Source organism: Psychrobacillus sp. BM2, assembly GCF_048572895.1.
Lineage (GTDB): Bacteria > Bacillota > Bacilli > Bacillales_A > Planococcaceae > Psychrobacillus.
Map to the genome: position 1 here is coordinate 2530355 of NZ_CP183878.1, position 14743 is coordinate 2545097.

General features: G+C 37.1%; 14 protein-coding genes. 1 reads left to right on the forward strand and 13 read right to left on the reverse strand.

Annotation, left to right across the window (positions count from 1 at the left end; all coding sequences use genetic code 11):
- Positions 1-13: 13 nt before the first annotated feature.
- Positions 14-412 (forward strand): cytidine deaminase, encoded by a 399-nt coding sequence (locus tag ACN6MX_RS12390; protein ID WP_419959212.1) that lies wholly within the window; start codon positions 14-16, stop codon positions 410-412.
- Between the two features lie 756 nt (positions 413-1168).
- Here the strand turns inward: ACN6MX_RS12390 and ACN6MX_RS12395 are convergent.
- From ACN6MX_RS12395 to polA, 13 genes are all read right to left on the reverse strand, one after another.
- Positions 1169-1453 (reverse strand): DUF1294 domain-containing protein, encoded by a 285-nt coding sequence (locus ACN6MX_RS12395; RefSeq protein ID WP_419959213.1) that lies wholly within the window; start codon positions 1451-1453, stop codon positions 1169-1171.
- 60 nt (positions 1454-1513) lie between these two features.
- Entirely contained in the window at positions 1514-1873 is a 360-nt protein-coding gene (gene rplT / locus ACN6MX_RS12400) for a 50S ribosomal protein L20 (protein ID WP_419959214.1), read from the reverse strand.
- Between the two features lie 26 nt (positions 1874-1899).
- Positions 1900-2100 (reverse strand): 50S ribosomal protein L35, encoded by a 201-nt coding sequence (rpmI, locus tag ACN6MX_RS12405; protein WP_093536914.1) that lies wholly within the window; start codon positions 2098-2100, stop codon positions 1900-1902.
- Positions 2101-2129: 29 nt separating this feature from the next.
- Positions 2130-2651, reverse strand: coding sequence for a translation initiation factor IF-3 (infC, locus tag ACN6MX_RS12410; RefSeq protein WP_419962616.1), 522 nt, complete (start codon positions 2649-2651; stop codon positions 2130-2132).
- Between the two features lie 299 nt (positions 2652-2950).
- Entirely contained in the window at positions 2951-4876 is a 1926-nt protein-coding gene (gene thrS, locus ACN6MX_RS12415; protein WP_419959215.1) for a threonine--tRNA ligase, read from the reverse strand.
- 507 nt (positions 4877-5383) lie between these two features.
- A complete protein-coding gene (gene dnaI, locus ACN6MX_RS12420; protein WP_419959216.1) occupies positions 5384-6322 on the reverse strand; it encodes a primosomal protein DnaI in 939 nt (312 codons plus the stop codon).
- Positions 6323-6331: 9 nt separating this feature from the next.
- Complete coding sequence (locus tag ACN6MX_RS12425) at positions 6332-7687, reverse strand: replication initiation and membrane attachment family protein (protein ID WP_419962617.1); 1356 nt, start codon at positions 7685-7687, stop codon at positions 6332-6334.
- Between the two features lie 49 nt (positions 7688-7736).
- Positions 7737-8201 carry a transcriptional regulator NrdR gene (gene nrdR, locus ACN6MX_RS12430; RefSeq protein WP_090564205.1) on the reverse strand — a complete coding sequence of 155 codons (465 nt, stop codon included), beginning with the start codon at positions 8199-8201 and terminating at the stop codon, positions 7737-7739.
- Positions 8202-8320: 119 nt separating this feature from the next.
- Entirely contained in the window at positions 8321-8704 is a 384-nt protein-coding gene (gene speD / locus ACN6MX_RS12435) for an adenosylmethionine decarboxylase (RefSeq protein ID WP_093060429.1), read from the reverse strand.
- 199 nt (positions 8705-8903) lie between these two features.
- Positions 8904-9908 (reverse strand): glyceraldehyde-3-phosphate dehydrogenase, encoded by a 1005-nt coding sequence (locus ACN6MX_RS12440; RefSeq protein WP_419959217.1) that lies wholly within the window; start codon positions 9906-9908, stop codon positions 8904-8906.
- A gap of 649 nt (positions 9909-10557) precedes the next feature.
- On the reverse strand, positions 10558-11154 hold the full coding sequence (coaE, locus tag ACN6MX_RS12445) for a dephospho-CoA kinase (protein ID WP_419959218.1): 597 nt from the start codon (positions 11152-11154) through the stop codon (positions 10558-10560).
- Positions 11155-11166: 12 nt separating this feature from the next.
- Entirely contained in the window at positions 11167-12039 is an 873-nt protein-coding gene (gene mutM / locus ACN6MX_RS12450; RefSeq protein ID WP_419959219.1) for a bifunctional DNA-formamidopyrimidine glycosylase/DNA-(apurinic or apyrimidinic site) lyase, read from the reverse strand.
- A gap of 12 nt (positions 12040-12051) precedes the next feature.
- A complete protein-coding gene (gene polA, locus ACN6MX_RS12455; protein WP_419959220.1) occupies positions 12052-14679 on the reverse strand; it encodes a DNA polymerase I in 2628 nt (875 codons plus the stop codon).
- Between the last annotated feature and the right edge of the window lie 64 nt (positions 14680-14743).

Genomic DNA, 14743 nt, shown 5'->3' on the forward strand with positions numbered 1-14743 from the left:
GAGGATGGATAATATGAATAAAGAACTGTTAATGGAAAGTGCACGCAATATGAAAAAATCAGCATATGTACCTTATTCCAAATTCCCAGTTGGAGTAGCATTATTGCTAACAGATGGTACTATAATTAATGGAGTAAATGTGGAAAATGTTTCATTAGGGGCAACTAATTGTGCTGAGAGAACGGCTATTTTTACGGCAGTAGCAAATGGTTATAAAAAAGGTGATTTCCAAGCTATAGCTGTCGCTGGTAATACGGTAGATTTTCTTCCACCTTGTAGCATTTGCAGACAAGTTTTAGCAGAATTTTGTTTACCTGATATGCCAGTTTATTTAACAAATGAGAAGAAAAATATACTAGAATTGACTTTAAGAGAATTACTACCTTACGCATTCACTGATTTAGAGATGTAAGTACAATAATTTTGAAGTGCAAGGATATAGTTGATGAAGAAATATAGAAATAATCAATCTACGTTATAAGAGTTTGTTTTGATTAATCTTTGATCAAAACAAGCTTTTTTATTTGTGTATTTTTAAAGATTTCTTCTTTTAATTTAGTTAAGGTTTGTTTCTAAGTTGCATTTAGAGTATAAGAACAACCGGGTAAAAAGACGCCTGATCCTTTAAGATCAAAACTCGTTTCTATCGTTTTCGAAGAGCTTTGAACAGACCTGTTGTTATATGATTACCGCGTGAATTTTTAATGATGCTGGTTGGTTATGACGTCCGTCACACCAACCAGCATCATTTTTTTCGGTAATTTTATGGCATTTGTCTGTCCGTCGCCCTCATACAACGCTTAGAAAGAGGTAAGTGCGTTTTTGGATAACTAGAGAAAAGCTACTATCCTATTCATAAAGAAAGCTCTCGAAGATGCAATTTCGTTCGCTATTTCGCTTCTTTATGAGTCAAACACTTACTATTTACCTTTATTTCCACTAGTAAAAAGATAACTTGGACTAATCTTAATATCTAATCGATATGCTTTGCCAAATCTAATAAGGGGGACTACTCACATAATTGATTGTAGTGCAAGGTGGCGACCCCAGTGGGAAAGCGTTAGGCGAAGACCCCACGGAAAGCATCAGGATTATTCATTTTTAATTCTGCAGACCCAGTGTTCACAGGTCATTTTTATATACTTCCGATTTCATAAAAAAGACAACCCTATGCAATGATAGAACTGTCTGTTGTGAATATGTAAAATATTAAAAATGCATATAAAATCAGTAACATTAAAAATCCTACTCGAAAATTTGTATGCTTCGTTTTATGGCGAAATAATTGCATTCCAACATACGCACCGATTCCCCCACCCATAATCGCAAGTGTCCAAAGGGTTTTTTCTGATATACGTTGGCCATGTTTTTTTGCCTGTGATTTGTCGTAACCCATTACACAAAAAGCAATAATAGACATGATTAATATGAAAACAAGAATAACATTTGTCATATTGTAGGCTCCCTGTACAAAAAAAGCTGATAGAATCTCTATCAGCTTTTTTAACTTAAATTATTTTACGATTGCTTTTTTAGCTAAATCTGCAAGTTGTGTAAATGCTTGAGTATCAGTTACTGCAAGATCAGCTAACATTTTACGGTTAACTTCGATTTCAGCTAACTTCAATCCGTGCATTAAACGGCTATACGAAAGACCGTTCATACGTGCTGCCGCATTGATACGTGTAATCCATAGTCTACGGAAATCACGTTTTTTGTTACGACGATCACGGTATGCATACATGAATGATTTCATTACTTGTTGGTTAGCAACTTTGTATAATGTATGTTTAGAACCGTAATAACCTTTTGCTAATTTTAAAACTTTTTTACGACGACGTTTAGTTACTGGTGTGCTTTTTACGCGTGGCATGATTCATTACCTCCTGCTATCTGTTATTATTTCATGTAAGTTAATAAAGTTTTGATACGTTTGTAATCGCCTGAAGATGCTACTTTAGATTTACGTAGTTTACGTTTAGCTTTAGTAGACTTGTTAGCGAATAAGTGGCTTCCAAAAGCACGGTCATGTACTAATTTTCCAGTTCCGGTTTTTTTGAAACGCTTTGCAGCTCCACGGTGAGTTTTCATTTTCGGCATGTCGAATTCCTCCTAAACAATTGTACTCTTTATTGTTTCTCGTTTTTTGGTGCAAGCACTAAAAACATACTACGGCCATCCATTTTCGGTTTTGACTCGACAGTGGATACTTCCGTACAAGCTTCTGCAAATCTATCTAAAACTCGTTGTCCAATCTCTTTATGAGTGATGGCACGACCTTTAAATCGAATAGATGCTTTCACTTTATCTCCTTTTTCAAGGAACTTTATCGCGTTTTTCAATTTCGTTTGGAAATCATGTTCATCTATTGTTGGGCTCAAGCGAACCTCTTTCATTATGATGATTTTTTGATTTTTACGAACTTCACGATCTTTCTTTTGCTGCTCAAATTTGAATTTACCATAGTCCATGATACGAGCGACTGGTGGCTTGGCTTGAGGAGCCACAAGGACAAGATCCAAATTTACACGACCTGCTATTTCAAGTGCTTCGTTACGTGTTTTTAATCCTAATTGATCGCCATTCTGATCAATAACTCGTAGTTCGCGTGCTCGAATGCCATCGTTTACATACATGTCTTTGCTAATAATGATCCACCTCCAAATAGTGTCGCGAATACATGGTTTGGGCATAAAGTCCGTAAAAACGAATTAGTTACACCGTTTTTGATCCATAAAAAAAGCAGACAGACATATGTTTTATGTCTGCCCGCCGATATGAGTACATGTAGAAAACTACATGTTACAGTCGATCACATGCTTACCAGTCAACAACACTTTTAGGTGTCAAACAGGTGAGAAGCGGGCAGCCTCTTCTTATACCGCAAACTTGTATTCAATAACCTTAATAACTATAGCATGTTGATACATTCATGTCAACACTAAATCTATTAATGTGCTACTTCTTCTTTCAAACGTTCTAAGAACTCCGCAAAAGGAATACTTTCTGATTTTTGTTCTCCGTATTTACGAACGTTTACATTTCCTGCTTCTAGCTCTTTATCACCCAGTACGAGCATGTACGGAATTTTTTGCATTTGTGCTTCACGAATCTTATAGCCCAGCTTCTCTTCACGATCATCCATTTCAACTCGGAAATCAGCTGCTACTAATTGCTCTTCGATTTGTTTAGCAAATTCAAAATGTACTTCATTGGAAACTGGAATGATTTCAACTTGAACAGGAGCTAACCAAGTTGGAAATGCACCTTTATACTCTTCGATCAAGAATGCGACAAAGCGTTCCATTGTAGAAACTACTCCGCGGTGAATAACAACTGGACGATGATGCTTTCCATCTTCTCCAATGTAGTTTAAGTCAAAGCGTTCTGGTAATAAGAAGTCTAGTTGAACAGTCGATAAAGTTTCTTCCTTACCAATTGCTGTTTTCACTTGAACATCTAATTTTGGACCGTAGAATGCTGCTTCATCTTCTGCTTCGAAGTAATCTAAACCAAGTTCGTCCATTGCCTCTTTTAACATGCTCTGTGCTTTTTCCCACATTTCATCGTTATCAAAATATTTTTCTTTGTTTTCAGGATCTCGATAAGAAAGACGGAATGAGTAGTCTTCTAAGTTAAAATCTTTATAAACCGAAATGATTAATTCTACAACTTTTTGGAATTCGGATTTAATTTGATCTGGGCGTACAAATAAATGCGCATCATTTAAAGTCATTCCGCGAACACGTTGTAATCCTGATACTGCACCTGACATTTCATAGCGATGCATAGTACCTAACTCAGCAATTCGTAGCGGAAGGTTTCTGTAAGAATGCATACCGTTTTTGAACACCATCATATGATGTGGACAGTTCATTGGACGTAGCACTAATGTTTCGTTGTCCATTTCCATCGGTGGGAACATAGAATCTTGATAATGATCCCAGTGACCAGATGTTTCGTAAAGCTCTTTCGAACCTAATACTGGTGTATAGACATGTTTATAGCCAAGTTTAAGCTCTTTATCTACAATATAACGCTCAATAACTCGACGGATAGTAGCCCCGTTTGGTAACCAAAGAGGTAAGCCTTGTCCTACTTTTTGAGAAGTTGTAAATAAATCTAGCTCTTTCCCAATCTTACGATGATCACGTTCTTTCGCTTCTTCTAGCATATTTAAGTGATGTGTTAGCTCATCTTTTTTGAAGAATGCAGTACCGTAAATACGTTGAAGCATCTTGTTATCACTATTTCCACGCCAGTAAGCTCCAGCAATACTTAAAAGTTTGAACTCTTTAAGTTTCCCTGTAGATGGAACATGAACTCCACGGCAAAGGTCAAAGAACTCCCCTTGCTCATAAATAGAAACTTGTTCTCCTTCAGGAATTGCTTCCAAAAGTTCTACTTTGTATTCATCCTCTTTAAATTTATCAAAAGCAACTTGACGTGAAACATCATGACGAATGATTTCAATATTTTCATTAATAATTTTTTTCATTTCTTTTTCAATTAATGGTAAGTCTTCTGCAGTAATTGGTACTGGAGAATCAATGTCGTAGTAAAAACCATTTTCGATAACTGGCCCAATACCTAATTTAACATCTTTGAAGAGACGTTTAACTGCTTGTGCAAGTAAATGTGCCGAGCTGTGGCGTAAAATTTCTAGCGCTTCGTCGGATTCCGGAGTAATTATTGCGATATCTCCATCTTCCGTAATTGGTGTTTTAAGGTCGATTAATACTCCACTTAGTTTTCCAGCAAGTGCTTTTTTACGTAATCCAGGACTAATCGATTGAGCAATTTCTTCTGTAGTTGTCGATACAGGGAATTCCTTTACTGCTCCATCTGGAAATTTCAATTTAATAATTTCTGCCATTTTCAACACTCCTTTTATAATAAGAAAAGCGCAAGCGCCCATTTTTGCCCCGACAGCTGCTTGCAGGGCCTAATTGAAAGCATTCTCTTCGCTTTCAACCGAGGGACTGAAGCGACCTCGAGGGGCTGGGCGCTGGAGCTAGACATTTAAAAAACAATAAAAAAACCCCATCCCTAAAAAGGGACGAGGTTCAAGTCGTGGTTCCACCCTTCTTCTGCCTATCCATTACTTGTAGTAATGATAAATGAAATAGACGAAGCTCTGCATCGGCTAACGGGCCGGTGACCGGTAATTGCTATATAAAATTCACAATTACTGCTCGGAGGCGGTAAATCGATTGCCGATTCTTAAGAAGCTTACAGCCAAGGCTTCTCTCTCTTAAAGTCGTACAAACTGATTGTTGTCCTCTTCATTGCATTTACTTATTCTTATGGAAATGATTATACTTTACAAAATATCCATTTGCAAGCGAAATTCAATTTTTTCGTGCTCTCTCTCTCTTATTCTTTAACTTTCTCTCCAGTTTTTCCCTTGAAGAGCAATTGGTGTCGTAAGAGCTCGAATTCGTTCCATGATTCGTCCAGCTTTTACTACTTCTTTCTCCCCGCGTTGTGTGAAAGACAAGTGATGCTGTAACTCATCATAGTTGAAGTTAGAGGACATAAAAGTTGGTAGTTGCTCTGACATTCGATAATGCAAAATTGTTCCTAAGACTTCATCTCTCGTCCAACTAGACATAATCTCAGCTCCTATATCATCTAACATAAGAACTGGAGCACGTTTCACAAATTCAATCTTCTCAGAAAGGGAATGGTCTTGTATTGCTTGTTTCATTTCTCTTAAAAATTCGGGTACATATACTACTACAGAGTGAATATGTCTTGCAGCCAACTCATTTGCAAGAGCACCGAGTAAATAAGACTTACCTACACCAAACTTACCGTATATGTACAACCCTTTAGCCGGTAGTACATTTGTACGTTCCCATTCGTTTAGAAAGTCTTTAGCTGCTCGAACTGCAACAACTCTACTGCCATCCTCTAAGTCCACTCCTGCAAGACTAGCTTCCATAACCTCTTTAGGCATATGAATACTGTCAATCATAGAAATAACTTTCCTACGCTCATCTTCAATAATGCCTCGTTTGCAACGAATAAAATCATTGTCTATCAAGTTTCGATCAAGGACTAATTTAGGCTCATACCCTTTCATATAATTATTACATTGATCTAGCGATGGGCAAGAGCCACAATCATGAGATTGAGAGATAAATTCATATAACTTACTCAAACTACGATCGACTATCTCCTTATTGATCTCCGAAGCGTTTTCCTCTAGAAAATTCTGCACTCTTGGGTTTTCTAAAACTTCCTTCTTCATATCGTTTAGTCGCGTAGTAAATTCAGGTGATACAACTCTTTTTAGGGTTTCATTTATACGTTCCACTTATGCCACCTACCTTTTCAACATACCTAGTTCTGCTAATAGTTTTTGACGTTCTTCATCGATATTTTGAATTCCATTTGTAGTACTGCCTGTTGATTTCTTTGTTTCTCCGTCTTTTTTATAAAACCAATCAGGCACTTTTTCCTCTCGTGTCGGCTTTTTGGTATATGTTTTTTGTGGAGAGCCTTCATTTTTCCATTTTACATACTGTTCATGTTCGTTCCTAGCAAGCTCCATTGCTTCTTTGGCTGTTTTGACATCCTTCCGCATCCAGTGGGAAGCGATTTTTTCCGCATAATTTTTCGTGAGCTTCATGTCTGTACGTAGTAATACATATTGTAACAAAACATTGACGACTCCAATAGGCATTTTGAAGTGAGTTACAAAATGGTTCGCTAACTGAACATCTGCAAGGATTGGCTCTTTGCCATTTGCAATATCCTTTAATACAGTTACGGGAGGCGTTGTTTCTAAATAATGTATTAACTCACCTTCCTTCGTTAAAGGCTCGGTGGATTCCACAGGCACAACTTTCTTTTCAATCTTCTCAATTACAGGTGCAACTTTAGAAACAGTTAGCTTATAATAATCCGAGCACGCTTTTTTTAATCTTGCTTCTGACAGATGCAGTTCGTCATCTAACGCAAGAATAACTACTTTTTGCATTTCCACAGGGTTTAATTTATATAAAAAAGCAAGTTTGGCAATTACTTCTCTCGCTTCTATTGTCATCGCTGATTTAGGTACTAATTGCTCAGAAAGACCTTCTTGAAGTAATGAAAAATCAAATTCATCATAATAAAAAGGGACAGAAGATTTTCTTTCCTTCGATTCAAAATCGTCATCGTAAGATACAGTATTATTTGTTTTGGTAGATGGTTTAAATATATCAATAAAAGTTCTGGAAACATCTGTGAAACCATCATTCCAATTGGATTTTTGGATAAATCGATTACGTAATTGTTTAAACGCATTTTCGCCTATTTTATTGAGCAAAAACATGGATAATAATGGATCCTTTAAGAAAGACTCGGCATCTAATGGCGCTGCAAGCTCATAATGGAATATACTTCCTTCATCCATTGTTTTTTTCCATGTACGTAGTAGACCGATTGCTTCTAGAGCTAGACGGGCGTGGAAAATTTTACCTATTGGCATCCCAAGAACATTCATCAATTGATAGTGAGACCAACGTTCACTGTTTTTTTGTTCTCCATCTGCCCAAAGTGTTAAATACAAACTAATGCTTTCTGCTCCAACCAACGGCTGATAAAACAAAGTCAACAATTGCCGATCATAATCTGATAAAGAATATGGTAAGCGAATCATATACAAATCTGCTGGCTGTAGCTCTTTATATAACATCGACAATTGTATCTACTCCTTTAGATTTTGTTAAATTTAGAATGGCGACTTATAGCGAAGGGTTTTTCTTTAAAATTTCCTTTAATTCATCGATAAATACATTTATATCTTTAAATTGGCGGTAGACGGAAGCAAAACGAACGTAAGCTACTTCGTCAACTTCTGCTAGCTTGTCCATGACTATTTCTCCTACGTCTTCTGATTTCACTTCTGCATTACCCATTCTTCGTAATTCTTTCTCAATAGAAAAAACAATATTTTCTAATTGTTCTAACGCAACCGGTCTCTTTTCGCAAGCACGAATTAGTCCGCGCAACACTTTTTCACGACTAAACTCTTCCCTGGAACCGTCTTTTTTTACAACGATTAATGGTGTCTCTTCTACTTTTTCAAACGTAGTAAAACGAAACCCACAATCTTCGCATTCTCTCCTTCTTCTGATTGCCTTATTGTCATCCACAGGACGAGAATCGACAACTTTTGTGCCATTATATTGACAAGTTGGGCATCTCATATAGACCTCTCCTAATTCTTCTCGGTAGTTTTATGTATCTATTATAACAATATTCTGCCATAAAATCGAAAAAGCAGAGGAATCTCTTCCTCTGCTCACTCAGTCAGGTATAAATTCTATTACGCTTGAACTGTCATTCGTGATGCAGGCTTTTTTACCGGTCCCATACCACGTGGCATTTCTAACGTTTCGCGTGTTCCAGCATTAAGAGCATCTGCAATATAGTTAGCTGCGATTGATGGATCTAAATCACCACATGTATACACATCAATGCTCGCATAACCGTGCTCTGGAAAGCTGTGAATCGTTAAATGCGATTCGGAAATAATAACGACTCCACTTACACCTTGTGGTGCAAATTTGTGAAATGCAACTTCTCTGACCTCTGCACCAGATTTTAGTGCAGCATCAACAAATGTTTGCTCGATAAATTGCATATCGTTAAGTTTGTCGAAATCGCACTCCCATAGTTCTGCAATAATGTGACGTCCCATTGTTTCCAATGTCCGTTTCCCCCTTTGATAAGTTTATTTTTAACCTCAAAGTTGACTACCACGGGGGAAAGTTAGTCCAAAGAGGTCCTAACCCTTTAAGTAGTCGGTGTACAAGTAAAGTAACACGATTCTCATTATATGTTGTTTTATAAAATTATGCAAGAAATAATAAATCCTCTTTCTAATTTTTTGAAAGAGGATTAGATAATTATAGGGATGAAGCTACTTTTTTAGTAAGGTCAACCACTCTAGCAGAATAACCCCACTCATTATCGTACCATGCAAGAACTTTTACTTTACGTTCCCCGATAACCATAGTAGTTAAACCATCTACTGTTGTAGATAGTGTAGTAGTGTTAAAGTCGATGGATACTAGTGGTTCCATTGTAATACCTAAAATACCTTGCATTGCGCCTTCAGATGCATTAACGAAAGCCTCATTTACTTCTTCTGCAGTAACATCTTTTTGCAAATCTACTACTAAATCTACTAAAGAAACATTCGGAGTTGGTACACGTAACGCCATACCATGAATCTTTCCTTGAAGCTCTGGTAATACAAGTGTAAGTGCTTTAGCAGCTCCTGTTGAAGTTGGAATGATCGATTGACCACATGCACGTGAACGTCTTAAATCCTTATGTGGATTGTCTAGATTATTTTGATCGTTTGTATATGCATGAACAGTAGTCATTAGTCCATTTTCAATACCAAATTTGTCATTCAACACTTTAACTACGGGTGCTAAGCAGTTTGTAGTACAGCTAGCATTTGAAATAATATGGTGAATCGATGAATCTAACTTATCATCGTTTACTCCCATAACAATTGTTGCATCTTCATTTTTTGCAGGAGCAGTAATAATTACCTTTTTGGCACCAGCTTCGATATGTGCCGCAGCTTTTTCACCATCATTAAATTTACCAGTGGATTCAATAACGATATCCACATTTAACTCTTTCCAAGGTAAATTTGCTGGATCTCGATCATCCACAATTTGAACACGCTGACCATTTACAATTAGTGCATTTTCTTCTAATGCAATATTTCCAGCGAAAATACCATGTGTAGAATCATATTTAATAAGATGTGCCAATGTCTCTAATGGGTATCTTGCATTAATCGCTACCACATTTAAGTCCTCTTGTGCTATTGCCTGACGAAAAACCATACGCCCAATACGGCCAAAACCATTAATCGCAATTGAAACTGCCATATGAAAAATCCCCCTGTAACTATGTGATACTTATTATTTTCTAACCTTGAATTAGTATAACACATTTTATTTATTGTGCAGCCCCAAAAACAAAAATTTAAAAGTCGATATTTTCAAACAACTCACCGTTTGTTTCAGAAATGCGCAGGAACCTAATAAAGTAAAAACCTGTTTCTATCGTTTTCAAAGAGCTCTGGACAGACGTTAGGGATGCTAGTTGGTTGTGATGGACGTCACAACCAACTAGCATCCCTTTTTTCCGGTAATCTTATGGCGTTTGTCCCGCATTAACGGGCAGTAGAGAACTGCCCGTTAATGCCCGAGTGGTTCGGGCAAACAGGATGTTGGTCACTCAGGCTTTGCCGCACGATGCGGCGTTAGTTGCCTTGGTTCCATTTTCAATCAGTGGGGAATGAAGCCCACTGACTGAAGTTTCACTTTATCTGTCCCTCGCCCTCCTACAGGTAAGTGCGTTTTTGGATAACTAGAGAAAAGATACTTTCCTATTCATAGAGGTGATGACAGTCTAAGGACGCGACATTGCGATCGCAACGACTGCCAAATTATTTTTGCGACGAGCTTTGCGCAGGAGCATGACCCGTATCTTAGCCTTTGTACTCCACCTTAAACGAAAATCAGCGGTATCATTTTAGTTTGTCTGTTCCCACGTCGTTAATACTTTTATCAATTGTTGTTTAGTTTCCTCTATGGTTCCATTGTTATAAATAACCGCATCCGCACCTTTTTCTTTAACGGATAATGGTAGTTGGGATTGAATACGTAATTTAGCTTCTTCCTGCGTAAATCCATTTCGAGACATCAATCTTTCTAGTTGAGTCTGTTCAGTTACCGTTACAACAAGAACTTTATCCACAAAGGATTGCAATCTACTTTCAAAAAGCAATGGTATATCCATAATAATGACTGGATATCCCTGCTGAACTAGACGCTCCTTTTGAGCTAACATTTCTGCTCGGATAGCAGGATGCATAATATCATTTAATTGCTTCCTTTTAGAAGGATTAGAAAAAATGATTTCTCCTAGGACTTCCCGATTTAAGGATCCATCTTTATGGATAACCTCTGTACCAAATGTTTCTTTAATCTTTTCAAGAGTCGCAGTTCCTTTTTCAACTACAATACGAGCGACAAGGTCTGCATCTATAATGGGAAAACCCATTTCCTTTAACATATTTGCAACAGTGCTTTTCCCACTAGCGATGCTTCCTGTTAATCCGATAATCATATGTTTGCTCCCTTATTTCTGACATGCTGGGCAGTAGGTCGATGTACGACCACCGATTGTCTTCTGTTTTGTTTTCGAACAACAGACTAAACACTCTTTTTTGCCATACATTTGAAGTCTATTTTGCATATTCCCTGCCCCACCGTTAATAGTGCGATAATCGGAAATCGTACTACCACCATTTTCAATACTATCGAGCAGGACAATTACTATTTCTTGAAATAATTGAATTTTTCGCTCTCTGCTAATTCGTTTTACTTTTCGAGCTGGATGTATTCTCATACGAAATAACGCTTCCGTTGCATAAATATTGCCACAGCCAGATACGATATGACCATCCATGATGAATTCTTTTATCGCTTTATTTTCGTATTTAGGTAATGCACTCATATGCAAAAAATGATCTAATGCATATTGATCAAATGGCTCCGGTGCCATTAATAATAAAGGAGGGTAGTCCGCTTCTGTTTCTAAGAAACGCAATTCGCCAAATCGTCGAATATCCGCATAGACTAGCATGTCACCCTCTTCAAAATAGAGAGTAACATGCGCATGTTTTCTAAATTTATCTTCTGTTATCTCATGCAAGTTTTTCACAGAAAACCACGCTCCTGACATACCCAAATGGGAGACAAGCATATAAGGGTATCCATTCTTTAGAAGGTGAAAATAAATATATTTAGATCGTCTTTCTAAATGATCGATTTTTGCACCTGCTAAAGCTAAACAAAACTGTTCTACATCTAACCCTTTAATAATTGCCTCTTTTCCATTCGCCTTTGATCTATAAATGGTCTCAGAAACAACAACTGAGTTAATAGTCTTTCCAGTAACAATAGGTTGAAGGGCGCGTAACACACCCTCTACTTCTGGTAATTCAGGCATCTAGGTTACCTCCTACTTTGTGTCGTACCAGGATGACCCAAAGGCATAATCCACTTTAAGAGGTACAATCAGCTTAATAGCATTTTCCATTACTTCTGGAACTATTTTTTCTAATAATGCAATTTCCTCGGGAGGTGCCTCGAAAATAAGTTCATCATGTACTTGCAGCAACATTTTCGTTTGCATATTTTCTATTTTTAATCTTTCTGCCATGTCTATCATTGCTTTTTTAATAATATCTGCCGCACTTCCTTGAATTGGTGTATTCATCGCTGTACGTTCTGCAAAGCTTCGCAAATTAAAGTTAGAGCTTGTTATTTCTGGTAAATATCTTCTTCTATTTAGAATTGTAGTAACATATCCTGTTTGTTTTGCATCATGAACAATATCATCCATATATTCCTTTACCCCTGGAAAACTATTTAAATAATTCTCGATAAATTTCGCCGCTTCTTTTCTAGTAATATCTAGATTTTGTGATAAGCCATAATCGCTAATACCATACACGATACCAAAGTTAACCGCCTTGGCAGCACGACGCATATCGGATGTCACAGCTTCCTGCTCTACATGGAAGACATCCATAGCTGTTTTAGTATGAATATCTATATCATTATTAAAAGCATCTACTAGGTTCTCATCTTTAGACATATGCGCAAGAACACGTAATTCAATCTGTGAGTAATCCGCAGCAAACATTATCCATCCTGGTTGAGAAGGAACAAAGGCTTTACGTATTTTTCTACCTTCTTCTAAACGCACCGGTATATTTTGCAAGTTTGGATTTATCGAACTCAGACGCCCTGTTGAGGTTAGCGCTTGTTGATAACGTGTATGGATTTTCCCATCGTCTTCATGAATCTCTTTTAGCAATCCTTCAATATACGTCGAATTGAGCTTACCTAATTGACGATATAAAAGAATTTGCTCGATTATTTCATGTTCGCTTGCTAGTTTTTCGAGAACATCCGCTGCGGTGGAATAGCCTGTTTTCGTCTTTTTAATAGGTGTAAGACCTATTTTTTCAAATAATATTACCCCTAATTGTTTAGGTGAATTAATATTAAAAGTTTCCCCAGCTAGTGTATAAATATCTTGTTCAATCGCCCGTAATTTAATATTTAGCTCATGACCCATTTCTACTAGTATTTGTTTATCCACCAATACTCCATCCGATTCCATCGTACCGAGTATTGAAGCAAGTGGTAGTTCTAACTCTTTATACAATGCGTATTGTTCATTTTCTTCTAGCTTTACTTCTAATTTCGACTTTAACTCCCATATTGCCTTTGCTTTTCTAGCCGCATGTTCTGCAATTTTCTCGATTTCGGGCATTGATTTTTTAGCGCCTTTTCCATAAACACTATCATTTGCCAACACATTAGAGTAACCAAATTCTTTTGCAATAGCTGCGACGTCCTCTGACGAAATGGCTGGATTTACTATATACGCTGCTAATAGTAGATCAAATTCAACTCCGCGAACACTAACACCATGTTTTCTACTCACTGCTTGAGTTGCTTTTGAATCTGCTAAATATTTTTTGGTTGAATCATTTGCGAACCATGAACAAAACTCATTGGACTGAAAAGCTACTTCACCTGCTACAAAATAACATTTTTCACCATTCGACAAAGCAATGCCTAATAGTTCACTTGTATGATATTGCACATCATACATTTCTAAATGTACCGCCATTACATCCTCTAAAATAGTGGAGTCAATTTGTTCAAGAATCTGAAATTCTACTTCAGTCGTTTCTGGCTCTTCCGAAACATATTCTGATTTCTCCAGAAGTGTTTTAAAGGATAGTTCCTTCCAAATTTCAATTACATCTTCCATATTCGGACCATTATATGAAATATCCTTAATAGAGAGCTCTATTGGTGCATCTGTTTCAATCTTTGCCAATGTCTTACTCATAATTGCCTGTTCTTCATTGGCAACAAGTTTTTCCTTTAACTTGGCACCACTTACTTTATCAAGTGCTTTATACAGATCCTCTACTGAACCATGTTCCTTTAAAAGCTTAATAGCAGTTTTTTCTCCGACACCAGGCACTCCAGGAATATTATCTGATGCATCCCCCATTAAGCCTTTCATATCAATAATCTGTAAAGGGGTTAAACCATATTTTTCTTGCACATGTTCAGGTGTGTATTTTTCAATATCCGTAATGCCTTTACGTGTAATATATACAGTAGTCTTTTCTGTCGCTAGCTGCGTTAAATCTTTATCTCCAGAAACGATTACGACTTGCTGACCTTTGTCATCTGCTTGCTTACTTAATGTCCCAATAATATCGTCCGCCTCATACATTTCCAGTTCGTATCGCTTAATGCCATACGCATCGATCAACTTACGTATATAAGGGAATTGTTCTGAAAGCTCTGGAGGAGTTTTTTGTCTCCCACCTTTATATTCGCCAAATGTAGAATGACGGAAAGTTGTTTTTCCAGCATCAAATGCCACTAACATATGGGTTGGATTTTCTTCTTCCATAATTTTTTGAAGCATCATTGTAAAGCCATACACTGCATTTGTATGTATGCCATGTTCGTTAGTTAATAAGGGCAGGGCAAAAAAAGCTCGGTAAGCCAAACTGTTGCCGTCTAATAATAGAATTTTTTCGGATGACATATACATTCACTCCTTCATAATAAAAACGTCATTCCCTATATCTTACCATGACAGTAAGGGGAAT

Coding starts and splice junctions, on each gene's coding strand:
- ACN6MX_RS12390 (WP_419959212.1), top strand. CDS start 14: ATGAATAAAGAACTGTTAATGGAAAGTGCACGCAATATGAAAAAATCA.
- ACN6MX_RS12395 (WP_419959213.1), bottom strand. CDS start 1,453: ATGACAAATGTTATTCTTGTTTTCATATTAATCATGTCTATTATTGCT.
- rplT (WP_419959214.1), bottom strand. CDS start 1,873: ATGCCACGCGTAAAAAGCACACCAGTAACTAAACGTCGTCGTAAAAAA.
- rpmI (WP_093536914.1), bottom strand. CDS start 2,100: ATGCCGAAAATGAAAACTCACCGTGGAGCTGCAAAGCGTTTCAAAAAA.
- thrS (WP_419959215.1), bottom strand. CDS start 4,876: ATGGCAGAAATTATTAAATTGAAATTTCCAGATGGAGCAGTAAAGGAA.
- ACN6MX_RS12425 (WP_419962617.1), bottom strand. CDS start 7,687: ATGTTATATAAAGAGCTACAGCCAGCAGATTTGTATATGATTCGCTTA.
- nrdR (WP_090564205.1), bottom strand. CDS start 8,201: ATGAGATGCCCAACTTGTCAATATAATGGCACAAAAGTTGTCGATTCT.
- ACN6MX_RS12440 (WP_419959217.1), bottom strand. CDS start 9,908: ATGGCAGTTTCAATTGCGATTAATGGTTTTGGCCGTATTGGGCGTATG.
- coaE (WP_419959218.1), bottom strand. CDS start 11,154: ATGATTATCGGATTAACAGGAAGCATCGCTAGTGGGAAAAGCACTGTT.
- mutM (WP_419959219.1), bottom strand. CDS start 12,039: ATGCCTGAATTACCAGAAGTAGAGGGTGTGTTACGCGCCCTTCAACCT.
- polA (WP_419959220.1), bottom strand. CDS start 14,679: ATGTCATCCGAAAAAATTCTATTATTAGACGGCAACAGTTTGGCTTAC.